This window comes from Flavobacterium lipolyticum (assembly GCF_020905335.1).
GTDB classification, from domain to species: domain Bacteria; phylum Bacteroidota; class Bacteroidia; order Flavobacteriales; family Flavobacteriaceae; genus Flavobacterium; species Flavobacterium lipolyticum.
Genome location: NZ_JAJJMN010000001.1, coordinates 1,362,650 through 1,386,623 on the forward strand (window position 1 = coordinate 1,362,650; position 23,974 = coordinate 1,386,623).

Consider the following 23,974-nt stretch of genomic DNA (forward strand, 5'->3'; position numbering starts at 1 on the left):
CTAAGGCTTTAAAATCTTTGGTAATTCTTAAAACGAGGTATTTTTGGGGATATTGTATTTAAATTGTCAGCATCTATAACTGAAGGCTGCAATACAATCATAGAAAAACATTTCGGCTAAAGCCATCTTAAAAAAACTAAAAAGCTCCAGCTAAAGCTGGAAGCAATCCAACACCTCATTTCTCTATCCTGACAATAAAAATAGTCTCCATAAAAAAAAAGCAGCTATCATTACAATAACTGCTTTTTATAAATTAAAGATATAAATCTTTCTTCTTTATTCTATTCTCTTTTGTCTAAAAAAGAATTAAGATCCACACATTTCACAATCCTCAGGATCTCCAGCTTGTGCTTTTAGCAACATTGCTTTGTAATCTTCCACACTGATTGCTTCAGTTTCCGGAACTAAAGTACTGGTTGTTTCTTCTTTTTTATCGTTGTTCAACGTAAACTTAATCGCATCAACTGCTGATTTTGTTCTTAGGTAATACATTCCTGTTTTTAAACCTGATTGCCAAGCGTAGAAGTGCATAGACGTTAGTTTAGAATAGTTAGCATCCTGCATGAACAAGTTTAACGATTGTGACTGATCAATGAAGTAACCTCTTTGACGTGACATATCGATAATGTCTTTCATCGACATTTCCCAAACTGTTTTATAAAGATCTTTTAAATCTTGTGGTACAATATCAATGTTTTGGACAGATCCGTTATGACGCATAATTTCTTGTTTCAAATCTTCGTTCCACAAACCTCTGTCTACTAAATCATGAAGTAAATGTTTGTTTACTACGATGAATTCTCCAGACAATACACGACGCGTGTAAATGTTTGAGGTATACGGTTCGAAAGCTTCGTTGTTTCCAAGAATCTGTGAAGTCGAAGCTGTTGGCATTGGCGCAACTAATAATGAGTTACGAACTCCGTGCTCCATTACTTCTTTTCTTAAAGAAGCCCAGTCCCAACGACCTGATAATTCTTCGTCTTTCAATCCCCACATATTGTATTGGAATTCTCCCTGTGACATTGGAGAACCTGCGAAAGTTGAATATGGTCCTTCTTCTTTTGCCATTTCCATAGAAGCGGTTACGGCTGCAAAGTATAAAGTTTCGAAAATTTCCTGGTTTAATGCTTTAGCCTGATCACTTGTAAAAGGCATACGCAACATGATGAAAGCATCAGCCAAACCTTGCACTCCTAATCCTACCGGACGGTGACGCATGTTTGAGTTTTCTGCTTCCTTAACCGGGTAATAGTTTCTGTCGATTACCTTGTTTAGGTTACGAGTTACACGCTTCGTAACATTGTAAAGTGCTTCGTGATCGAATTTTCCGTTATCAATAAACATTGGTAATGAAATAGAAGCCAGATTACAAACTGCAATTTCATCTTTAGAAGTGTACTCCATAATCTCCGTACACAAGTTAGACGAACGAATGGTTCCTAAATTCTTGTGATTTGATTTACGGTTTGCTGCATCTTTGTACAACATATATGGTGTTCCTGTTTCGATTTGTGATTCGAGGATTTTCTCCCATAACTCACGTGCACGAATCGTTTTTCTACCTTTTCCTCTAAATTCATAATCGGTATACAACGCTTCGAATTCTTCTCCATAAACATCGTACAGACCAGGACACTCGTTAGGACACATTAAAGTCCAGGTAGTATCTTCCTGTACACGTTTCATGAATAAATCTGAAGTCCACATTGCGAAGAATAAATCTCTCGCACGCATTTCTTCTTTTCCTGTGTTTTTCTTTAAATCTAAGAAATCAAAGATATCAGCATGCCAGGTTTCGATGTAAATAGCAAAACTTCCTTTACGTTTTCCACCGCCTTGGTCTACATAACGTGCGGTATCGTTGAAAACTCTCAACATCGGAACAATTCCGTTTGAAGTTCCGTTTGTACCACGAATGTACGATCCCGTCGCACGAACGTTATGAATAGAAAGTCCAATTCCTCCCGCCGATTGTGAGATTTTAGCAGTTTGTTTTAAAGTATCATAAATACCATCAATACTATCGTCCTGCATGGCCAATAGGAAACAAGAAGACATTTGTGGTTTTGGAGTTCCCGCATTGAACAACGTTGGTGTTGCATGCGTAAAGAACTTTTTAGACATTAAGTCGTAGGTTTCAATTACTGCTTTTAAATCGTCAAGGTGAATACCCACCGAAACACGCATTAACATATGCTGCGGTCTTTCGACGATTTTACCGTTTATTTTTAACAGATAAGAACGCTCTAAGGTTTTAAAACCAAAGTAATCGTAATTAAAGTCTCTTGTGTAAATGATATGAGAATCTAAGAAAGCAGAGTTTTCCTGAATTACTTTAAATACTTCATCCGAAAGTAACGGAGCCTCTTGTCCGTTTCTTGGATTTACGTAATTGTACATATCCTTCATCGTTTCGGAGAACGATTTCTTGGTATTGGAATGTAGATTTGAAATTGCCACACGTGCCGCCAATTGTGCATAATCAGGATGCGCAATAGTCATAGAAGCCGCTGTTTCTGCCGCAAGATTATCCAATTCAGAAGTCGAAACCCCATCATACAATCCTTCAATAACCCTCATCGCTACCTTAACAGGATCTACAAGTTCATTTAAACCGTAACACAATTTTTTGATTCTTTCTGTAATCTTATCAAACATTACCGGCTCTTTATGGCCATCTCTTTTTACTACATACATAAGCTTACTTTTTTAGTTATTGAAAAAATGAAAGTCTCGGGAATAACGATTTCCAAGGCTTAAACATTGTGTGTTTTTAAATTATTTTTTGAGAATTGCAGGATTCTCAATAGTTGTCTGTTTCCAGTTTGAAAAAACAAACTGAAAGGCATTAAAAATTGTACTTGAATCAACGATTTGGGATGAAGATTCAATCTTATAAAATGATTTACTTTTTTAGCGTCTTGGAATACACTAAATTTATTGCTGTTGGCTAAAAATCTGCATCAAATGAAATTTTCTGAGCATCACTGTCTGTGTTCATCACACCTGATTTTTGATACTCCGCAACACGTTTTTCAAAGAAATTAGTTTTTCCCTGAAGAGAAATCATGTCCATGAAGTCAAACGGATTCGCTGATCCATACACACGCTCGCAACCTAATTCTACTAATAATCTATCCGCAACAAACTCTAAATATTGCGTCATTAAAGTTGCATTCATTCCTATTAAACTTACCGGAAGAGATTCTGTTACAAACTCTCTTTCGATATTTAAAGCATCAACGATGATTTCTTTAATTCTGTCTTTTGGCACTTTATTAACCAGGTGATGATTGTGTAAGTGCACTGCAAAATCACAGTGTACACCTTCGTCACGTGAAATCAGTTCATTCGAAAAAGTTAAACCTGGCATTAAACCACGTTTTTTCAACCAATAAATAGAACAGAAAGCGCCTGAGAAAAAGATCCCCTCCACCGCTGCAAAAGCAATTAGTCTTTCAGCAAACGAATCCGATTCGATCCATTTTAAAGCCCATTCTGCTTTTTTACCAATTGCAGGAAAAACTTCTAAAGCATTAAACAATTCTGCTTTCTCTGCTTCATCTTTCACATAGGTATCAATTAATAAAGAATAAGTCTCACTATGAATATTCTCCATCATAATTTGAAAACCATAGAAAAATTTAGCTTCGGCATATTGAACTTCATTTACAAAGTTCTCTGCAAGGTTTTCATTTACAATTCCGTCAGAAGCTGCAAAAAAAGCTAAAATGTGTTTGATGAAGTATCTTTCGTCGTCACTTAATTTATTATTCCAGTCAGTCAAGTCTTGGTGCAAATCGATTTCTTCGGCAGTCCAGAAACTAGCCTCCATCTTCTTGTACCATTCCCAAATATCATGGTGTTTTATTGGGAAAATAACGAAACGATTTTTGTTTTCTTGTAATATTGGCTCGACTTGTAACATGAAATTTTTCTTTAATTTTTATACTAAATTTTAACTCATTCAGTAGACTACAAAGATTGTCATTTGTTGCCTAAAATAAAAGCCAAACTTATTCACAATCGGACGTAGTTTTTAACAACACGTCGAAAATGAGATATTTTTCATACAATAACTAAAATACTGAAAACAAGCAAATTAATATTAAATTTCATCTCATTTTTGGAAGTAAAATATAGAATTTTTGAAACAAAAAGCAAGAAAATTTCAAATGTTTTTAAAAGTTTTTACCTGACTTCTCAAATGCCTTTTAATCAAAATCTGAGCACTTCCCAGCAACAGTAATGGCTGCCGATTTTTTACGATTTTTTGAGTTCTTCCGCAACTTTTTCAAGCTCCAAATACCAGTCCTGTCCAAAGCGGCGAATTAATGCTTCTTTAACAAATTTATACACTGGAACTTCCAACTCCTTACCTAACGAACAGGCATCGTCGCAAATGTCCCACTTGTCATAGTTTACAGCAGCAAACTCTGTAAAGTCTTTCACCCGGATTGGATATAAATGACAGGAAACAGGTTTTTTCCAGTCTACGATTCCCTGATTGTACGCCTGCTCGATTCCGCAAAGTGCGGTCTTGCCATCAAAAATAACATAGGCACAGTCTTTATTATCAATCAGAGTCGTTTCAAGATCACCATCCGTTCCTTTTACCCAGGTACCCTGAGCTTCGATGGCAGCAATCCCCTCTTTTCGCAAGAAAGGTTTTACTTTAGGATAGATTTCTTCCAGAATTTTAGTCTCAGCTTCACTCAAAGGCGCACCGGCATCTCCATCAACACAGCAAGCTCCTTTACAAGCTGACAAGTTGCACACAAATTCTTTTTCAAGAATATCTTCTGAAATAATGGTTTTCCCTAATTGAAACATGATATTGAAATACTGTAATTTATAAAGTGCAAAGATACGCAAAGAAAGCAGATATTCTGCCTATTCTTTTCTCATGCTTACCCAACAGATTGTCATGCAAAACACTTTATGCCGGTCTTGCACAAAAAACCGCCGCAACATTTTTCGGCAAACGCCTTGCAAATATGCAAAACAACGCAGTAATTGTTATAAAAATCATTTTTTTAAGCAACAACACGTGTTTTTATAACAAAAATACAGTGCTTTGACTATATCACAAAAAAGCATTAACTTTATTATCTACTTTTGCACATCTCTAAACAGTAAATAAAAAAATTATGTTAGAAATTGATTTTAAGGAAATTATCACCGTTGGAATGGTACTTTTTGCCGTAATCGATATTGTCGGATCGATTCCGATTATATTAAATTTAAGAGCGAAAGTCGGCCATATAGAATCAGAGAAAGCTTCGATTGTAGCCGGTCTGATTATGATTACTTTTCTTTTTGTCGGAGAAGGTTTTCTGCATCTTATTGGAATTGACGTACATTCTTTTGCTGTTGCAGGTTCATTTGTATTATTCTTTCTGGCTTTAGAAATGATTTTAGGAATCCGAATTTATCGTGATGAAGAACCAGGATCAGCTTCGATTGTCCCTTTGGCCTTCCCCTTAATTGCAGGTGCCGGTACTATGACAACTTTATTATCATTACGCTCTCAGTTTCACACAATTAACATCATTATTGCCATTTTACTGAATATTATTTTGGTTTACGTTGTTTTGAAATCATCTAAAAAAATAGAAAATTTATTAGGAGAAAACGGACTTGGCGTAGTTCGCAAGACCTTTGGAGTAATCCTTTTAGCAATTGCTGTTAAATTATTTGCTGCTAATGTTAAAGGTTTGTTTGTCTAACATTTATTTTTATAAATTTACCCCATAAAATTTCTAAAATATAACTTTAAGATACTTTTCACATCTGACGGTTCTACTTTATTATTTTAGACAAACAAACAACCATTATGAAAATTTTCACTTCCATTTTAGTGCTTTTAGCCCTGGCATTAATCGTTTTTAATATTACGCTACTGGACTTCAAAAATCCTTTTCAAGGAGACAGTGTAGTTGCTTTTATTGGAATCGCTGCTTCATTTTGCGCCGTTTTAATTCTTTTGATTTTCAGAATCTCTAAAAGAATTGAAGAAAAAACAAACGGACGATAATCCTATGTTTGATGTTTTAATTATTGGAGGAGGTGTTTCAGGCATGTCCTGCGCTCTTGTATTGGGATCGGCCAAAAACAAAGCTTTTGTAACCGATAAGAAAATTGGAATTTTTACACATCAAAAAAACTCTTCTCTACAGGAAGCCATTTTTTTCAATGCTTATGGCATTACTCCTGGCAAACTGGGATCTGATTTGTTAGTAGAAAGTACTCAGGATTTAGCCAAAACTTATCCTCATATCACTCAGATAGAAAACGAAAAAGTAGTTAAAGTTGAAGGTTCATATCCGGACTTCCTTGTAACTACCAACAAAAGCTCCTATAAAACAAAAAGTATCGTGATCGGTATTGGTTCAGCAAATACTTTTGACATAGAAGGCCTGATGCACTATACCGAGCCACACAAAAAAGCACTTCCAGAAAAACAACGCATCCAGCTTAAAAACGACGACCACAAGGTTGCTGACGGCATTTACGTTACAGGAACTCTGGCAGGCTGGAGAAGTCAATTAGCGATTGCAGCCGGAAGTGGTGCTGCCGTAGCGACTGACATCTTAACTTTATGGAACAATGGCGTGCAGACTCATGCACACGACAGTATTCGATAAAACCCCGGAAAAGTTAGCACAAAAGCACTCAGATTAACAAAATCCAGCTTAGATCTTTTTTACTGCAATTGAATACAGCTGCCGGCAATTACTTTCAGATTTTCATCAAACTGTTTCCAAACCCTGATATACCTGAAAGTTCCATTAAAGGGATTATGATTAAAGCTTCCCTTTAACAAAATCGTCACTGCAACCACAGCCGAGTCACCAATTACGTTTATAGTCTGATCTGAAGCTTCTAATGCATCTATTTGCATCTTACCTAAACGATACGAATTTAAATCAAACTCTTTCGTAATAGTTTGTCCGTCCGGTAAATTAAAAAGTAGATCGTCGTGCAGCATCTTTTCCAAAGTTGGAACATCTGCACTTTTCATGGCCGTTAATAGTTCAATCTCAGCATTTACAATAGTTTCTATTTTCATCTGATGAAGATTAGGGATTACTTGTTTGGTTTCAAAACAGCCTTGATCATGGCATCTTCTTTTAAAATAACATCGTAATAATACAATTCGCCATACAATTGTCTGGCAAACTCAGCAGTGATATATCGATTTACCAATGCTTTGGTTTTGTCAAATTTTAAATCTAAACCAGCTGACAGCACATAGGTTTTGAACTTTTTAAAATACAGATCAGAACTCTTCATCTTTGCTAAAAACTCATTAAAATGAAGTCCGGCAAATACAGCTCTATTTTTATCCAATTCTTCAAAAACGAAATGCCCTACAATTCCGGTTTGCATCAGGTAGGCCACATTTTCATTTCCATGCTCCGCCTCCATTGGCACGAAAACATCAGGAACAATTCCACCACCGCCATATACAATTTTACCTTTTGGTGTTTTAAACTTTAAAGAATCAGCTACTTTTATACTGTCTTTTGCATAAAGTTCACCTGATTTTATACGGGCCTCAGATTCCTTAAAATAGTCTTCATTTCCTTTTTTATAAGGCTTCTGAATCGATCTTCCGGTTGGGGTGTAATAACGAGCCACGGTCAGTCTCACTGCCGATCCGTCGTTGAAATCCATTTCACGCTGCACCAGACCTTTTCCGAAAGAACGTCGACCTACAATGATCGCACGGTCATTATCCTGTAATGCTCCTGCCAGAATTTCACTGGCCGATGCACTATTTTCATTAATCAGCACATACACTTTACCGGTTTCAAAACTGCCTGCTTTGGTAGCATAAGTTTTCTCGGTAGTACCGTTTTTATTTTTAGTAAAAACGATCAGCTGTTTGTCTTTTAAAAATTCATCTGCAATTGCGCTGGCTTCTTCCATATAACCACCGCCATTGTCACGAAGATCAATCACCAGCGACTCGATTCCTTTTTGCTTCAATCTCTCCAGACCACTCTTAAACTCATTAAAAGTAGTTTCGGCAAAACGATTGATTTTGATATATCCGGCATTATTCCCCAGCAGCAATGACGCATCAACGCTTTTGATTGGAATAATATCTCTTTTTACTTTAAACTTAAGTTTCTTTTGTTCTGATCTTCTAAAAACAGTCAGTTCAATCTCAGATCCTTTTAATCCTTTTAACTTAGAAAACAAAATATCAGAAGACAGTCTGCGTCCGAACAATTTGGTTTTTCCGGCAAATAGAATACGGTCACCAGACTTTATTCCGGCTTTTGCTGAAGGCCCATTTTCAATTGGTTTTATAATGGCAACAGAATCTTTATACATGTAAAAATTAATCCCAATCCCTACAAAATCCCCTTTCATACTTTCGGCTACTTCGGCCTGTTCTGTTGGCGGAATATAAACGGAATGCGGATCTAATTTTGATAAGATATTATCGACTGTAAGATTTACAATTGAATCGGTGTTGATACTGTCAACATATTCATTATTGATAAAATCGATCAGCTTGTTCAGTTTGGTTTTTGAGTAATTTTTAGCCAAAAGCTGATCATCTGCGGGAGCATTCATAAGGCTTCCGAGAACGATACCCAGAGCTAAAGTTGCTCCGATAACAAGTGGTAAATATTTTGAATTAAATTTCATTTACTCTTCTAAAACAGGAATATGTTCGACTTCGACACCTGCTTTTATTAAAAACTGTATTCCGGAATCGTCACGATATCCGTCATGATACACCACTCTTTTTATACCCGACTGATGTATTAATTTACTGCATTCTTTGCAAGGTGAAAGTGTAATATACAGAGTCGCTCCTTCACAGGATTGCGTTGATCTTGCTACTTTCAAAATGGCATTTGCCTCGGCATGAAGAACGTCCCAACGGGTCAATCCTTCCTCATCTTCACAGCAATTTTCGAAACCAGACGGGGTACCATTGTATCCATCCGAAATGATCATCCGGTCTTTTACAATAATAGCACCTACCTGCTTTCGTTTGCAATACGACAATAAACTCCATTCTTTGGCAATCCTCAGATAAGCTTTGTCGTATTTATTTAATTTTTTTTTCTTCATTTATTTTATCTGTTCCAAATTGGGCTTTCAATAATCATGGGAATAACCACTCCGATAACAAAAGCCGACATTACAAGTGCCCAATCGCGTTTTGAAAAACGAAATATGGTCTGCACAATATAAGATAGTATCAAAACTACAAAAACCACTACCAGTTGTGCTGCTTCAATTCCTAAAGCAAATTCTCCTAAAGGTAGTAATTTTGAACCAGGTGACCCTCCTAAAATAGTTTTGAAATAATTCGAGAATCCAAGTCCGTGTATAATTCCAAAAAATAAGGTCACAAAAAACACTACATTCAAACCATCATTTTTAGAGTTCTTTCCGGCTGTAAAGAGATTAAAAACTGCAGTAATTAAAATCGTTATGGGAATTAAAAACTCAACAGTATTCACTTTTATTGCAATAATTCCGTAAACAGAAAGCAATAAAGCCAGTGTATGACCAATTGTAAAAACAGAAACGAGAAGCAAAATACGTTTCCAGTCTTTAAACAAATAAGGGGTTGTTAATGCAATTAAAAAAAGAACGTGATCATAAGCGTTAATATCTAAAACATGCTTTAATCCTATTTGAAAATAAATCCAAAATTCTGACATAAGGGTACTCTATTATAATGATTAGGGGTTGTAAACTTACGATTTATTTTGAACAATTACAGCTGTCCCAAAGTAAAACAACCGATAAAAATTAAGTTAAATTTTATGAGAACTTTAAAATTAATAATTTAAAATAAAAATTATCTTTGTAGGATAAAAAAAACCATAATTATGTCATTTTCAGATTTATTTGATAGCGAATTCAAACAAAGAAACAAAGGTCACTTTTCTGCTATTGTTCGTGTAGCACTAGCTGATGGAATTGTACATCCTGAAGAAAAAAATTTCTTGGACAAATTGGCTGCACGTTTAGAAATTTCAGAAACTGAATACGAAGAAATTCTTAACGACCCATTAAAATACCCTATCAATCCTCCTTATTTGCACGTACAGCGTTTAGAGCGTTTGTATGACTTAACAAGAATGGTACACGTAGATCACCATCTTGAAGACCAACAAGAAGTGATGTTACGAAAATTAGGTATCGCTTTAGGTTTTACACCAAGCAACGTAAACTATATTATTTCTAAAGCATTATCATTAGTCGACAAAAAAGTAGACGGTGATACTTTTGTTTACGAAATGCAACACATGCATAAATAGTATTCAGTCGCAGTTTTCAGTTTTCAGACTATAGCTAAAACTAAATAAAAAATAAACCCGACAGTTTTAGAGTGCACTCTAAAACTGTCGGGTTTGCTGTTTCTAGTCCTAACTTAAACTGCGACTAAAACTGTGACTGTGACTAAAAACTAAAGCGCTTCCGCCATAAATTCTTCTGCTTTTTCGACCATGTTGTAACTTCCGCAGAAAAATGGAACTCTTTGGTGCAATTCAGTTGGCTTTATTTCCATAATTCTTCCAAAACCATCTGTTGCTTTTCCTCCTGCCTGTTCTGCAATAAAAGCCATAGGATTACATTCGTACAACAAACGCAGCTTCCCTTTTGGTGCTTTTGAACTGGTTGGATAAATATAAATTCCTCCTTTGATCATATTTCGGTGAAAATCAGAAACTAAACTTCCAATATATCTTGAAGTGTAAGGTCTGTCTTCTTCTTCTCTCTGACAATATTTGATATAATTTTTTACTCCTTGTGGAAAGTGAACATAATTTCCTTCATTGACTGAATAAATATTTCCATTTTGTGGAAATTTCATATTAGGATGTGAAAGATAGAATGTTCCAATAGCAGGGTTTAAGGTAAATCCGTTTACACCATGACCTGTTGTGTATACCAACATGGTCGATGTTCCGTAAATAACATATCCTGCTGCTACCTGATTGACTCCCGGTTGTAAAAAATCCTCGCTTGTAACCGGAGTTCCGATAGGTGTAATTCTTCTGAAAACCGAAAAAATGGTTCCCACTGATACATTCACATCGATATTCGAAGATCCGTCTAGCGGATCCATTAAGATCACGTACTTATTATTATGACTGTTGTCGCTCCCCTGAACAGTAATAAAATCGTCGTTTTCTTCTGAAGCAATACCACAGACAATCTCACGGTTAATTAACGTCTGAATAAATACTTCGTTTGCATATACATCTAATTTTTGCTGGTCTTCACCCTGGATATTCTGCTCGCCTGCAGCGCCAATGATATCCACCAATCCAGCTTTGTTTACTTTATAGTTTACGACCTTGGCCGCCAAACGTATAGAATTGATAATTCGGGAAAGCTCCCCCGACGAATATTGAAATGCTTTTTGGTTCTCAATAATAAACTCTCCCAGTGTTTTATTGCGTTCTTCCATTACTAAATCGTTGTAATTTTGTTTTTAAGTCACAAATATCGTTTTTTTTGTGAGAATGGTTTAAAAATTATTTCGTTAGTTTGCCACTATTGTATATTTGCTAAATAAAGCCCTAAAGTACTGAGCAAAAGAATACTTTTTTAGCCAATAAACGCTTAATAATAAGAATATATGAATATTAGAAAAGGGAATCCTGAAGACATGAAATCGGTTCTGGGATTAATACAGGAGTTGGCAATATTCGAAAAAGAACCAAATGCTGTAGTCATTACAGAAGCAGATTTAATACGTGACGGTTTTGGTGAAAAACCACTGTTTCATGTGTTTGTTGCTGAAATTGATACTGACGAAAATCATAAAGAAATTGTTGGAATCGCGTTCTACTATTACCGATACTCCACCTGGAAAGGAAAAACAATACATCTTGAAGATTTGGTCGTTAAAGAGAAGATGAGAGGTACAGGTCTAGGATCTGCACTTTATGCCGAAATCATAAAACAGGGAAAGCGGGATAATGTTCTCCGAATCGATTGGAATGTTTTGGACTGGAATACTCCTGCTGTAAAATTCTACGAGAATTCGGGTGCAAAAATCCTTGAAGACTGGAGAGTTGTTCAAATGGACGAAACGGGAATTAATTCGTTTTTAGAAAAATTATAAAAAACAATATTTTGCCACGAATTTTACCAATTAGTATAGATTCATGGCAGAAAAAATAATAACATGTACAAGATTTCATCCGGTCTGAAATCTGAAATAAAAAATCTAAAATTAAAAATGAGAGTATTTAAATTTGGTGGAGCATCGGTTAAAGATGCCGAAGGAATTAAAAACGTATACGACGTTTTACAAAAAGTAGGTTATGAAGATGTGATTTTAGTAGTTTCCGCAATGGGAAAAACGACAAATGCTCTTGAAGTAGTAATCAAAAATTATTTTGATAAATCATCCGAACTGAGTTCATCAGTACAGGAAATAAAGAAATACCACAATCAAATTCTACTGGATTTGTTTGAGAACGAAGAACATGCTGTTTTTACTGCTGTAAAAGCATTATTCTCTGAATTGGAATATTTCCTGGCGCACAATAAATCTCCAAACTATAATTTTGTTTACGATCAGATTGTGAGCTTCGGAGAATTGATATCAACGACTATCTTAAGTCATTTTATGAATTTTATGGGCATTCAAACACAATGGCTTGATGTTCGAAATTTCATCAAAACCAATGCCAACTACCGCGATGCAGAAGTAGATTGGGAGGTTACCCAACAAAATATCAGTAAAAATGTTCCTCGTAAGGTTTTAAACATTACTCAGGGATTCTTAGGCGCCGATGAGAATAACTTTACTACTACTTTAGGCCGTGAGGGTTCTGACTATACTGCCGGAATTTTTGCCTACTGCCTGAATGCAGAAAGTGTTACAATTTGGAAAGACGTTCCGGGAGTTATGAATGCCGATCCGCGTTATTTTGAAAATGCGAGTTTATTAAACCAGATTTCTTATCGTGAAGCGATCGAGCTGGCTTTCTACGGAGCTACTGTAATTCACCCAAAAACATTGCAGCCTTTACAGAAAAAGGAAATTCCGCTGTACGTAAAATCTTTTGTTAATCCGCTTTTAAAAGGAACCTGTGTTTCTAAAGGTGTCGATTTGGAGCCGCAATATCCTTGCTTTATCGTAAAAAGAGAGCAGCTTTTAATTTCTCTATCTTCGATTGATTTTTCTTTTATTATGGAAGAGAACATCAGCGAGATTTTTGCTTTGTTTCACCAATTCAAAATAAAAGTAAATCTGATTCAGAATTCTGCCATTAGTTTTTCGGTTTGTGTAGAAGATAAATTTGGGAATTTTAATGAGTTGAATGCCATTCTTTCGAAAAAGTTCAAAGTAGAATTTAGCGAGAATGTGACTTTATACACGATTCGCCATTTTACAGAACAAGCGGCACAAACGGTAGAGGAAAACAAAACCGTTTTACTGAAACAAGTGAGCCGCGAGACCATGCAAATTGTTACTAAAGAGATCAACTAAATCTGTATTACACGTTAATTATATAATTCCTATACTAAAAAAGCTTCACCCCTAAAGTGAAGCTTTTTTTTAGTCCTGTCCTTTATTCAAATGCTCAATTATACTTTTAAGATCTTCAATCTCTAATTCGTATTTCCTAATAATCTTTCGATAAATACCAAGCATAGAATAATCTATCAATTGATCAATATTCAACAAACTCTCATAAGTTTTAACCCCTATCTCTTCTCTAACCAATTCTTCCGGTGCTATTTCAAAAACCTCGCAAATCCTTTTAAAATGAACTGCCCAGGAAGTACTTTCTCCACGTTCCATTCTTGCATAAGCCGATGGTGATATATGAAGACTGTCTGCTACTTCTTCTTGTGACATATTTTTCGCTTTACGCAGCATCTTTAATTTTTCCCCTACAGTCTTATTCATCATTAATACTTTTCTTGCGTATAAATATAAGAATTACTTTACAATTATTTAAAAACAGATTTTAAATAACCGATTTTCGGCTGACAATTTCCCCGAAAGCAGTTTAACTTTAATATAAAGAAAAAAACACATTAAAATATAACTACTTCACTATGAGAAACGAAATCCATATCAAATCATTTGCAAAGCCGTTCTTGATCTCATCTCTCCTTTTTTTATCCTGTACAAAAGATGAAATAATTAACTAGGACGGAGAAATTTCACAAGAATTTAAAAAAATCACTAAAAACAAAGACAGCGTGTCTAAACAAGTCTTGAAATTCTAGACAGCCAAAAACGTCAAGTACGAAATAAAAGGACGTTAAAAAATTTGACTATAATAGTACAAAGTAATGACATATAATTAAGAGAAAACAAAAGAACAGTACACAAACCTTTAGAAAAAAATGAGTCTTAAAAAGTTTTGCATAAATAGCCCATAATAGAAGACGACATATGAACTATCAGTCATCAAAACATCAAAAACAATGGTAAAATTACCTGTTGCAAAATAGTATTCAATAGAATTTAAATAAGCACTTATAATTTTCAGGTCTTTTTTTCTGAATCAACATATTTGGCAGCTACAAATTGAGGTTTTTTCTTTTATCAAAAAATTAAAAAAGGAAATAGGATTTTTTTTGTGTGCCGAAATAGACAAAAATTAACAACTAAAACTTTAATTATGAATTTTTTAAAAGCAGGATTATTAACGGTTGTATTTGCAACAGTTAGTTCAATAGGTCACAGATCTTCAATTGGAGACGGTATAGAATCTCAGATTTCTGGAACGAGAGTATACGAATTAAACTCTTCAAGTAGAAATAAAACAACTAAAACTACCAAAACCACCAAAACTACTAAAACCACTAAAACCACTGGAAAATCCTCCACAATAGACGAGTAGTTAAATTCATTTATGAAGCTGGTTTAAATCAGCTTCATAAATTTAAATAAGTTTAGGAGGTTTGACTTATTCATTTAAACACATAATTATGTTAAAGCACACGAAAATATATAGATTGATTATAATATCATTTTTATCATTTCATTTCCTGCTGATTATTTCAACACAATGTTACAATCAGGGTTGGAGTTTTTTCAATTATGAAATATTAGAGAAAATTGATGATAATTATATTAACCCTTACTTTGAACAAAACTGGTGCATGTTTGCCCCAGAACCTCCACAAGGAAACGAATATATTATTCTAAAATTTCATTCTAAAAGTATAAACTCTCCTCTTATAGATATTCATGAACAAATAAAGAATAACAGTTTTAGAAATCCATTTTCTTTAGATCAGAGGATCATCAAATACATGAGTGAATGTTATAATGATATTATGATTAATCATACTAGAGGATATACTACCGAAAAACTTCTTCAGAAATCCAATGGCTTATTGTCAATTTTGAATTATTCAAAAATTGTATTAACAAAGCAAGAAAAATTTTTACATCAAATAGCTCCACATGATAGCATAAAACTAAACGTATACCTGATTAATGAACCTTTGAGCCCATTCAGAAAACCGAGTTGTAAAAAAAAACAATATTACTTTGAAATCAAAAATATTAATCTAACTAAAAATATGATTAACAATGAACGAGCATCTTTTTAATAGAAAAATCGGTATAACAATTTTTAGAACCGTAATGGGTGTTCTTATTTTAAAAGACTTTATGAGCTTTTACTTTAATAGACGTTTTTTGTTTTCTGACGAAGGAATTGTTTCTTACGAACTTTACTTGGATATTATTAACTACTATAATATAGATTGGCTATATATAGATTTTAATAAATCCGTGATTATCAAAGTGTTTTGTTTTTCCGGTATTATATTAAGCACAAGCTTTATGCTTGGAATTTTAACTCGTATTTCTGCAATTTTACTCTTTTTTCTATTATTTATATTTAAAATAAGGGCAATTTATCTACTTGATGGATCAGACAATGTGATTTCAGTAATGATCCCATTCTTTATATTTATAGATTCTTATAGTTTGATCGATTCCTATGAACGATTCTCACTAAATATAAAAAACAAAGTGCAGCCATATTTGAATATTGCTTCGCACTATTTTGTGATCGCTATGATGCTACAAGTATGCATAATCTATTTTTTTGCTTCTATGCATAAATTACAGGGCGAATATTGGAGAGAAGGTTCTGCACTATATTATATTTTAAACAATGATGATTTTTCGGCTAGTTTCTTAAATAAAATACTGACTGAATCTACACTCCTCATTAAATTTATGACATGGTTTGCCATTGCATTTCAGTTCTCATTTTCATTCCTGGTTTTATTTAAAAAAACAAAAATGAAAATCTTACTGCTTGGTGTTTTATTCCATACCGGAATATTTATTTTGATGCGTATTGATAATTTTTCAATCATGATGTTAGCCTGTTATTCAATATTTTTAACAGACAACGAATATGCCAAATTATTTAAAAAAGTAATACCCATTAAACATGCAAACTAAATTTATACTGCTTTTATCTTTTATGAGTATCTCTTTTATTAGTGCGCAAAATATTTCTTACAATGGTATTATTGTCGAAATAAATAAAGAGAAAAGTACTGAATTCACAATCTCACTTATTAACACAAAAAATTCTGCGGTTAAATTTTCTGAAGTAGCTCTAAATAATTCTTTTCATTTTACGAATATACCTATTGGCAAGTATTATAGATGTCTATCATACGAAAACATAAATCAATGTGACAGTATTTACCTTACAGAAAATATTTTTAACGATACTATAAAAATTTTAAAAGACGAGAAGTTAGCTGAAGTAGTAGTTACTTCCAAGAAAAAACTTATCGAAAACAAACAAGGCATATTAACAATAAATGTTCAAAATAGCCCCGTAATGTCAAGTGGCAATGCATTTGAAATGTTAGCAAAATTACCTGGGATAAGTTTTAATATGTCTTCTGATACATTTCGACTAAAAGGGAAAAGTGGTGTACAAATTCAGATTGATGACAATACTCTATATCTGACAGAGAGTGAATTGATTCAATATCTTAAAACCATCTCGGCCCAAGATGTAAGCCTGTTAGAAATCAACTCTTTACCTTCATCTAAATATGACGCATCTGGTCACGGCGGAATAGTAAATATAAAAACTAAAAAAAACAAAAGAGAAGGTTTTTTTGTTGGAGCTACTATGACATCTACTCAAGGACAATATTATAAGCAAGAACAGAATATTAAGTTTCAATTTAACACAAAAAAAAACAAATATTTTGTACAGTATAGTAAAAACAATATAACAGATTTTGAGAAAGCAGATACAAAGAGACTATTCGCAAGTAATGAAACCCGACAATATACTTTTGCAAAAATCATATCTAAAACCAATGCGATAAATTCTCAATTTGAACATCAATTTAAGAAATCAAATTTATTACTGAACTCAACCTTTTCATTTTATGACGAGAATATAATACAAAACACTCATCTAGATTTTTATTCCAGAAATTCCTATATCGATTCAACATTAATCTCAAAACAAATAAGCCATAATAAATTAAAAGATTACAGTATTGGGGTTAATTATACTTTAAATTACGATAAATCTACATTTATTATAAAATCAAATTATTCAAGTTATAAAATACGTAATATATCGGATCTTTCTTCCTATTCTCTTCCATCAAATTTTAATCATGGTAATCTTTTAAATAAATCGCCTAACAACATTAATTTTATTGTAAATCAATTGGATTATGAACATAAAATAGACTCAAACTCTGTAATTCAGTCTGGAGCGAAAGCGATATTTCAAAATATTGATAATGAAAATTTATTTTTTGATATAAAAGACACCATTGAAAAAGAGCAATTGAATAAAGAAAAGTCTAATGATTATAGATATAAAGAATGGATCTTGGGAGGATATGCTCAATATAAGAAAACAATTAAAAAGATTGATTTTATCCTAGGTTCTAGAGTAGAGTCTAATTTTTCCGAAGGAATCAATAGTAAAAACAGCTATACGTTAAGTCATAATAAAACTAATTTCTTTCCTTTTTTTAGTATCTCATATAATCATTCGCAAACTAATAATTTTAATGTGTCCTATAGCAAAAGAATAACCAGACCTACTTTTAATAATCTAATGCCATTTAATTATTATGTGGATCCAAATACAATACTAGTTGGAAATCCTAATTTAAAACCCTCCATTTCACACCAGTTTGAGCTACAATACATACTAAAGCAGAATTATGTTTTTGCAATTGACTATTCCATTAATAAAAATGAAATTTTCCAAACGCCTCTTCAAAACAATGAGATCTTATCTACAATTTTAACACCACTCAATATTAAAAACGGCAATTCTTTATCTTTTAGCAATAACTCGACATTTGATTTATTTAAATGGTGGAATCTAAATTTTAACATTGTTATGTTCTATGATACCATTAAATCTTCAGACGATTTTTTAAGCATTAATTCTTACAACTGGTCAAACCAATTTACCACTACTAATTTATTTACTTTTCCTAACAACTTTAATCTAGAAATAGTAAACGAATACATTTCTCCTTTTATTCAAGGCCCCTACAAAACAAATTATCTGTTTTCTTTAAATTCAAGTATAAGTAAAACCTTTTTAAGTAAAAGACTTAAGGCCTCTATTACTGCAAATGATATTTTAGGAACATATAAACTTAAAAGTACTTCAATAATTCTGGATCAATACTCATTTATTTTTCAAAAATTTGACACGAAATGGATTAGGTTCAGTATAACGTATAAACTTACAAAGGGAATAAAAAAACAGATAATTGAGGCAGATAGCATCAATGAAGAAATCAAATCCAGGACAAAATAAAATTAATCGTATTTTATGACAATTGGTGTGCAAACTGCAATAGAACTTGGAGTACCAATTCTGGTTTTGTTACTTTTTACAGTTAAAAAAATATTCGACCCTTATCAATCATTAAGCACCAAAACCTTCAATCCAAAATACTACTTTCTTTTAATCACTTTTGCATTATGCATACTCACAAATCCTTTCAGAGCCATCGAAAGCCAGATTACAATAATAATGGTCTCATTATACTTCATTATCCTAAACAAGGAAAAGATTAAATACGCTTATAAAATCGATAGAAACATACTCTTATTTATAATTCTTATTATTATTTCAACAACTGTTAAGAAACAATACTATCTGGTAAGATGGAAAGAACTTAGCGAAAAAACTAAACATACCACTCACCCGACTGTTTTCTATAGAGATAAGCCAATTACTTATACTACAGCTCTGCTGACTTGCAAAAAAAAACGATTATATCAAAATACAAAGTCATGAAAATTATTATTCTTGATTAAGTGAGCCATTTTTCTTTCAATTATCTTGCTCTGTTATTCTCCACTTCTTCTGTTTTTAATTTCTTAAACGCTTGTTTTTTTGAATTTCCAAAAGTATAGGTCGCAACCAGTCTGAAATAGTTTGTTGTATAGGTTCTGTGATAATAGATTTCGGTTTGTCCTACATTATAATTTCCGGAAGTTCTAAATTTGTGAAAGATGTCATTGGCTGTAAAATTTAGTTTTAAAGCATCATCAAAAAAGTTTCTTTCAATTCCAATAGTTACTGTCGACCGATCATCATCATGACCCAATCCGTAACTTCTGTCTCCCAAATACCAGGCAAGCAGCTGTATTTTGAACAGATTGGGGATTGTAAACGTATTGTTCGAATACAAATACAACTGTGGTTTTACAGCACCAAATTCATATGAATATTTATGATCAACCGCTTTGCTATAACTGACACTTACCGTATTTACAGAACTCCAAATTTTATTTTTGAACGATCTTGAAAGAGAGGTAAAAAAAGTATTTTCTCTATCAAAATTTATCGATCTTAAGATATAACTGTTCGGCTTCTCTCCTCGCAAAGCAGCTCCGGATATAGGATCTATTCTATGTGTATATCCTATTTTAAAATCGAATTTTCTGTAGAATGCACCAATTTCAAAAGCATGAATTTTTTCCGGCAACAAATTAGGATTTCCTTCTATGGTCGTAAAAGGATCCTGGTAAATGACAAATGGATTTAAAGACTGATATCGTGGTCTTGTTATTCTGGAAACATAAGACGCATGCACCTTTAATTCATCCAAAACATTCACATTCAACAGAACGTTTGGAAAAAAATTCGCATAACTTTTTTTAAATTCCTGATTTCCGTTAGCATTGGTACGCAAATCGTAATTGGTCCACTCGCCTCGGGCACCAAGCGAATAACTAAACTTTTCACTTAATGATGACAGGTAACTAAAATAAGCTGCACCAATTTCTTCGTCGTATTTAAAATCACTTGAAAGCCCCGTGTCCACTTCAAAATCACTTTCTTTTACTTTCGATACCAAAAAATTCGTTTTAGAATTGATCGCAGCGCGGCTAAATTTAGCCCCCATTTCTAATGTTGTATCTTCATCTATCTTTTTAGTAAAATCTGACTGTAGGCTTGTAATATTTGTAGTGTTTTCTACAATGTTCTTTAAATATTTTTCAGTCAGAAAGCTATCGACCAGACCATTTTCATCAATGAAATCATCAACATTCCCATTATAATTAGAATATTGGGTAGCCACAAATAATGATGAACCCTGATCATCTGTTACCACATTATAATTTAAATTAATGAACTGATTTAACAACACATCATTTTTAGAAATGTTGGTACTGTAAAGGCTATTGCTACTGTTATTTGTTATGGCATTACGACTTTTAACCGCTCCTCCTAAATCTGCGACATTTCCGCTATACCCCAACGTAATGTACTGTTTGTCCGAGATGGTATATTGCAATCCAAATCCAAAATTCGAGTAATTATTAAATTGTCTTTGCCAATCTGTAGTCAATTTTGATTGCAGATACTCGTCGGTATTGGATCTTGTTCTTGTGGTATATAATAATTCCCTTCCTTTTCCTAATTGCAATCCGTAATTGGTTATAAAAGAGAACTTGCCTTTTGTATAATTAAAATCGAGCAGTGTATTGGTGCTGGTTCCGGCAAATTCAGAAACGGTAATCTGCTGACTTGCTGTTCCCATTATTCCGTTTTCAATATTCTTTTTGGTAATAATATTGATCACTGCTTTTCCTTCGGCATCGTATTTTGAGGAAGGATTGGAAACAACTTCAATCTTCAGAATTTGCGAAACCGGAATTGCAGCAAATCGTTCGTAGTTAATCAAAATTCCATTGAGATAAATAATTGCTTCACCTTTTCCAAGCACGCTAATTTGTCCATCAGCTGCAATAACATTTGGAACTCTGCCTAATAATTCAGTAACAGAACTACTGGTGGAAAGTAATGTATTTGCAACCAAAACCTCAACACTTCCGTTTGCTCCATGTTTTAACAATGACGGCTGACTTTTTATAACCACTTCCTTTAACTCATCACTCTGATTTAAAACCTTATCCTGATTTGTTGGTTTAGATTGTGCTTTTGAGGTTATAGAACAGAAAAATAAAAAACAGGAAGAAAGGGTAACAAGGGATCTCATAGTTTGTTGTAATTAAAATTTGACTTTTATTGGAACAAAAGTCAGCAGTAAATCACGTCATGAGATCTTCAAAATAGAAATCAGGAGTACCATTTTATAAATTCACACTTGGTTTGAGCTTCTAAAATCTGCGCTTTGGTAATAAGAAGGCGTTTTTCCGGTATACTTTTTAAACGTTGCAAAAAATGTCGATTTAGAATTAAAACCCACATCGTAACCAATAGCTTCTAAAGTAAGCTTGTCATTTGAAATTATAATTTCGCGGGCCTCTCTAATTCTGAATTCATTTACAAAACTGGTAAAGTTTTTACCTAAATTATTGTTTAAAAACTGTGATAATTGATGGCTTGTAATATTGACCTCTTTAGCCAGATCCTGCAGTGAAAGATTTGGATTTTTATACAATGTTTTTTCATTCATTATAGTTTCTAACTTTTGAGATAAAGCTTCTGCCTCTTCAGTATCTATTTTTTTTACAGCACCTTTTGTGACATTTAACAGAAATAGATCATCCGTTCTCTTTCGATACAAAAGGATTGATACCACTAAGTATAGAATAAAAGAAAAAACAACTGCACCGCTGATATAAATTGCGGCCGGTGCTCCAATTAAAGCAAGAAAATAAAAAACGAAAAGTAAAAAGATCCCTAAAAAGAGCATCCCAAACCACGTTTCAGATGGAGAGGTTTTCTCTTTTCTGCTCAAGATTTTTTTCAGAATTGCTTTAATAGTAAACCCTGAAGCAACAATATAAATAAACCATTGCAGATAAATAATTCTGATAAAACGAAAACTCCAGAGTTTCGGATAATATTCATAAGGAAAAATAACACCAACCAAAATACTGAGGATCGCCCAAAATAGAAGTATGAGTTTCCATGATTTTGGCATTACATTTATTTCATCTACAGCCGATTTTAAAAAAAAGTACAAACAAGGACCTATGAAAAAGCAAGCTGTCAGCCCAATCTGCAAATACATTTTGGGTAAAGTTGGATTAAAATAAACAAATACTGATTTTGCGATTCGTATACTTAAAGCAAACAAAAGGCCTCCCAAAAAATAGTTTGTAAGAAATCTTTTTTTAGTAAAAAAGAAGAAATAGATGCTTAAGATAATTCCGTTAAAAGCTCCTAATGCACTAAAAAAGAATAAAAGTTCTTTACTGGAATCCATTGTTTAAGATTGTTACATTCCATACAAAGCTAAAAAAAAATACTATTTTAACTACTTTTATTCTCTTTCTTAAAATAAAAACTACACCTTCTTCAGATCGCGAATGGTTTGTTTTAACTCTTTTATACGTTCTTCATATTCCTCAATTATTTTACCCGATAAATGAGCGGTGGTAGTGGAGAAACCCTCCCCATTCAGATCCTGTTTTTTATGTTCCACTTTCAATAAATCCTCGGGAATTATCTCAAAAATTTCGCAGATTCTTAAAATATGATTCGCCCATGAACTGCTTTCACCACTTTCCATTCTGGCATATGCTGATTGTGAGATGTGAAGAAAATCTGCCACTTCTTCCTGTGACATTCTCTTATTTTTCCGAAGTATTTTAAGCTTGTTTCCTACAATTACATTCATGGTTTAGCAAATTTTTCCGTCCAAAAGAATAGAGGACACTTTTACACATATATACTCACAAAAAACAAATTATTTTTAAAATAAAAAAACATATGTTAATTTCTTATTAAAAATACCCGATAATCACATAATAGAGAACCTTACAAAATGCTAAATTAGCGCCACCGAAAAATAAATAAACAATTTCTTGTGCTTAACCAGGCTCAGGAATTGGATTAACCCCAAAAAACACTAAACCCAAAAAACCATGACCCGACCAGTCTTATTTCTCTGCCTTTTGATCATTATTATAGCATTAGGATATCGCTTTAGTAGAAAAAACAGTTAAATCATTTTATCAAAATCCCCTCCTCTGATAAAAACTTAACCCTCTAAAATAATGGATTTCAACACTAAACCTACAAAAGAAACCCAAAACAACTGGAACCGCGATCCAAACAATTGGATTTGGGGAGTTTTCTATTATAACCCTCAGGATAAAAGATTGTTCCCTCCAAAAAAAATTAAGCAACTTGGGTGGACTATAAATTTTGCAAACCCCAATTCAATATGCACCGCCATAGCAATAATCGCTGTACTACTAATTTTTACAAGAAACTCTTAGTACCTGAACTCAAAACAGCTGATTATTATTTTAAATCACCCTTAAAAACATGAAACTTTTTATACTCAAATACAGCATTGCCGTTATAAGCTGTCTTTATCTGGCCTATTTCTTTTACAATTCAGAACGTGCCGGCAGCATGATTAAAACGGGAACCGCTCTTGTTTTAGCACTTTCTATTTTTATGACGATGTGCTGTCAGATCAGAAGCGGGAGATAGGACAATTTGCGCTTAAACGGATCCCCAATCTGTCTGAATCGCGG

25 protein-coding genes are annotated in these 23,974 nt (G+C 33.4%); 13 read left to right on the forward strand and 12 right to left on the reverse strand.

Annotated features, from left to right (window positions below; all coding sequences use genetic code 11):
* Nucleotides 1-306 precede the first annotated feature (306 nt).
* The 3 genes from LNQ34_RS06110 to LNQ34_RS06120 all read right to left on the reverse strand — a co-directional run bounded on the left by LNQ34_RS06110 (nt 307) and on the right by LNQ34_RS06120 (nt 4,836).
* Nucleotides 307-2,700 (reverse strand): ribonucleoside-diphosphate reductase subunit alpha, encoded by a 2,394-nt coding sequence (locus tag LNQ34_RS06110; RefSeq protein WP_229998965.1) that lies wholly within the window; start codon nt 2,698-2,700, stop codon nt 307-309.
* A gap of 253 nt (nt 2,701-2,953) precedes the next feature.
* Entirely contained in the window at nt 2,954-3,931 is a 978-nt protein-coding gene (locus LNQ34_RS06115; RefSeq protein WP_070906526.1) for a ribonucleotide-diphosphate reductase subunit beta, read from the reverse strand.
* Between the two features lie 335 nt (nt 3,932-4,266).
* Nucleotides 4,267-4,836, reverse strand: a complete 570-nt coding sequence (locus LNQ34_RS06120) for a DUF3109 family protein (protein WP_017496181.1) — start codon at nt 4,834-4,836, stop codon at nt 4,267-4,269.
* A 317-nt stretch (nt 4,837-5,153) separates the two neighbouring features.
* Between LNQ34_RS06120 and LNQ34_RS06125 the strand changes: the two genes are divergently transcribed.
* The 3 genes from LNQ34_RS06125 to LNQ34_RS06135 all read left to right on the forward strand — a co-directional run bounded on the left by LNQ34_RS06125 (nt 5,154) and on the right by LNQ34_RS06135 (nt 6,650).
* Entirely contained in the window at nt 5,154-5,732 is a 579-nt protein-coding gene (locus tag LNQ34_RS06125; RefSeq protein ID WP_017496182.1) for a MarC family protein, read from the forward strand.
* Between the two features lie 107 nt (nt 5,733-5,839).
* Nucleotides 5,840-6,040, forward strand: a complete 201-nt coding sequence (locus LNQ34_RS06130) for a hypothetical protein (RefSeq protein WP_017496183.1) — start codon at nt 5,840-5,842, stop codon at nt 6,038-6,040.
* 4 nt (nt 6,041-6,044) lie between these two features.
* Nucleotides 6,045-6,650, forward strand: a complete 606-nt coding sequence (locus LNQ34_RS06135; protein ID WP_230000578.1) for an FAD-dependent oxidoreductase — start codon at nt 6,045-6,047, stop codon at nt 6,648-6,650.
* 59 nt (nt 6,651-6,709) lie between these two features.
* Here LNQ34_RS06135 and LNQ34_RS06140 read toward each other — a convergent pair whose 3' ends face one another.
* Genes LNQ34_RS06140 through LNQ34_RS06155 form a run of 4 tightly spaced genes read right to left on the reverse strand, consistent with a single transcriptional unit; the run spans nt 6,710 to nt 9,701 of the window.
* Complete coding sequence (locus tag LNQ34_RS06140) at nt 6,710-7,075, reverse strand: nuclear transport factor 2 family protein (protein ID WP_229998966.1); 366 nt, start codon at nt 7,073-7,075, stop codon at nt 6,710-6,712.
* Nucleotides 7,076-7,092: 17 nt separating this feature from the next.
* Entirely contained in the window at nt 7,093-8,670 is a 1,578-nt protein-coding gene (locus LNQ34_RS06145) for a S41 family peptidase (protein WP_202703817.1), read from the reverse strand.
* Nucleotides 8,671-9,102, reverse strand: a complete 432-nt coding sequence (locus LNQ34_RS06150) for a deoxycytidylate deaminase (protein ID WP_017496187.1) — start codon at nt 9,100-9,102, stop codon at nt 8,671-8,673. It lies immediately after the preceding gene.
* A gap of 5 nt (nt 9,103-9,107) precedes the next feature.
* A complete protein-coding gene (locus LNQ34_RS06155; RefSeq protein WP_202703816.1) occupies nt 9,108-9,701 on the reverse strand; it encodes a HupE/UreJ family protein in 594 nt (197 codons plus the stop codon).
* Nucleotides 9,702-9,872: 171 nt separating this feature from the next.
* Between LNQ34_RS06155 and LNQ34_RS06160 the strand changes: the two genes are divergently transcribed.
* Entirely contained in the window at nt 9,873-10,304 is a 432-nt protein-coding gene (locus LNQ34_RS06160) for a tellurite resistance TerB family protein (protein WP_017496189.1), read from the forward strand.
* 149 nt (nt 10,305-10,453) lie between these two features.
* On the opposite strand, the gene fbp is transcribed toward LNQ34_RS06160, so the two are convergent.
* Nucleotides 10,454-11,461, reverse strand: coding sequence for a class 1 fructose-bisphosphatase (fbp, locus tag LNQ34_RS06165; RefSeq protein ID WP_202703815.1), 1,008 nt, complete (start codon nt 11,459-11,461; stop codon nt 10,454-10,456).
* Nucleotides 11,462-11,632: 171 nt separating this feature from the next.
* Between fbp and LNQ34_RS06170 the strand changes: the two genes are divergently transcribed.
* Nucleotides 11,633-12,121, forward strand: coding sequence for a GNAT family N-acetyltransferase (locus LNQ34_RS06170; RefSeq protein WP_017496191.1), 489 nt, complete (start codon nt 11,633-11,635; stop codon nt 12,119-12,121).
* 117 nt (nt 12,122-12,238) lie between these two features.
* Complete coding sequence (locus tag LNQ34_RS06175; protein ID WP_229998967.1) at nt 12,239-13,498, forward strand: aspartate kinase; 1,260 nt, start codon at nt 12,239-12,241, stop codon at nt 13,496-13,498.
* Nucleotides 13,499-13,567: 69 nt separating this feature from the next.
* Here LNQ34_RS06175 and LNQ34_RS06180 read toward each other — a convergent pair whose 3' ends face one another.
* Complete coding sequence (locus LNQ34_RS06180) at nt 13,568-13,924, reverse strand: helix-turn-helix domain-containing protein (protein WP_229998968.1); 357 nt, start codon at nt 13,922-13,924, stop codon at nt 13,568-13,570.
* Nucleotides 13,925-14,645: 721 nt separating this feature from the next.
* On the opposite strand from LNQ34_RS06180, the gene LNQ34_RS06185 reads away from it, so the two are divergent.
* The 5 genes from LNQ34_RS06185 to LNQ34_RS06205 all read left to right on the forward strand — a co-directional run bounded on the left by LNQ34_RS06185 (nt 14,646) and on the right by LNQ34_RS06205 (nt 19,304).
* A complete protein-coding gene (locus LNQ34_RS06185; RefSeq protein WP_229998969.1) occupies nt 14,646-14,867 on the forward strand; it encodes a hypothetical protein in 222 nt (73 codons plus the stop codon).
* Between the two features lie 88 nt (nt 14,868-14,955).
* Nucleotides 14,956-15,585: a DUF5819 family protein gene (locus LNQ34_RS06190; RefSeq protein WP_229998970.1), complete on the forward strand. Its 630-nt coding sequence runs from the start codon at nt 14,956-14,958 to the stop codon at nt 15,583-15,585.
* Nucleotides 15,566-16,453, forward strand: a complete 888-nt coding sequence (locus tag LNQ34_RS06195) for an HTTM domain-containing protein (RefSeq protein WP_229998971.1) — start codon at nt 15,566-15,568, stop codon at nt 16,451-16,453. Before LNQ34_RS06190 ends, LNQ34_RS06195 begins: the two co-directional genes overlap by 20 nt.
* Entirely contained in the window at nt 16,443-18,818 is a 2,376-nt protein-coding gene (locus tag LNQ34_RS06200) for an outer membrane beta-barrel family protein (protein ID WP_229998972.1), read from the forward strand. The genes LNQ34_RS06195 and LNQ34_RS06200 overlap by 11 nt, the downstream gene beginning before the upstream one ends.
* Before the next feature lie 15 nt (nt 18,819-18,833).
* Entirely contained in the window at nt 18,834-19,304 is a 471-nt protein-coding gene (locus tag LNQ34_RS06205; RefSeq protein ID WP_229998973.1) for a hypothetical protein, read from the forward strand.
* Nucleotides 19,305-19,344: 40 nt separating this feature from the next.
* On the opposite strand, the gene LNQ34_RS06210 is transcribed toward LNQ34_RS06205, so the two are convergent.
* From LNQ34_RS06210 to LNQ34_RS06220, 3 genes are all read right to left on the reverse strand, one after another.
* On the reverse strand, nt 19,345-21,516 hold the full coding sequence (locus LNQ34_RS06210; RefSeq protein ID WP_229998974.1) for a TonB-dependent receptor domain-containing protein: 2,172 nt from the start codon (nt 21,514-21,516) through the stop codon (nt 19,345-19,347).
* Nucleotides 21,517-21,618: 102 nt separating this feature from the next.
* The gene (locus LNQ34_RS06215; protein WP_202703693.1) at nt 21,619-22,692 is read right to left on the reverse strand and encodes a helix-turn-helix domain-containing protein; all 1,074 of its coding nucleotides are present in this window, start codon (nt 22,690-22,692) and stop codon (nt 21,619-21,621) included.
* 81 nt (nt 22,693-22,773) lie between these two features.
* Complete coding sequence (locus LNQ34_RS06220) at nt 22,774-23,106, reverse strand: helix-turn-helix transcriptional regulator (protein WP_202703692.1); 333 nt, start codon at nt 23,104-23,106, stop codon at nt 22,774-22,776.
* 379 nt (nt 23,107-23,485) lie between these two features.
* Between LNQ34_RS06220 and LNQ34_RS06225 the strand changes: the two genes are divergently transcribed.
* Complete coding sequence (locus LNQ34_RS06225) at nt 23,486-23,710, forward strand: DUF5808 domain-containing protein (RefSeq protein WP_229998975.1); 225 nt, start codon at nt 23,486-23,488, stop codon at nt 23,708-23,710.
* A gap of 49 nt (nt 23,711-23,759) precedes the next feature.
* Complete coding sequence (locus LNQ34_RS06230) at nt 23,760-23,930, forward strand: hypothetical protein (protein WP_017496200.1); 171 nt, start codon at nt 23,760-23,762, stop codon at nt 23,928-23,930.
* The last annotated feature ends 44 nt before the right edge of the window (nt 23,931-23,974 follow it).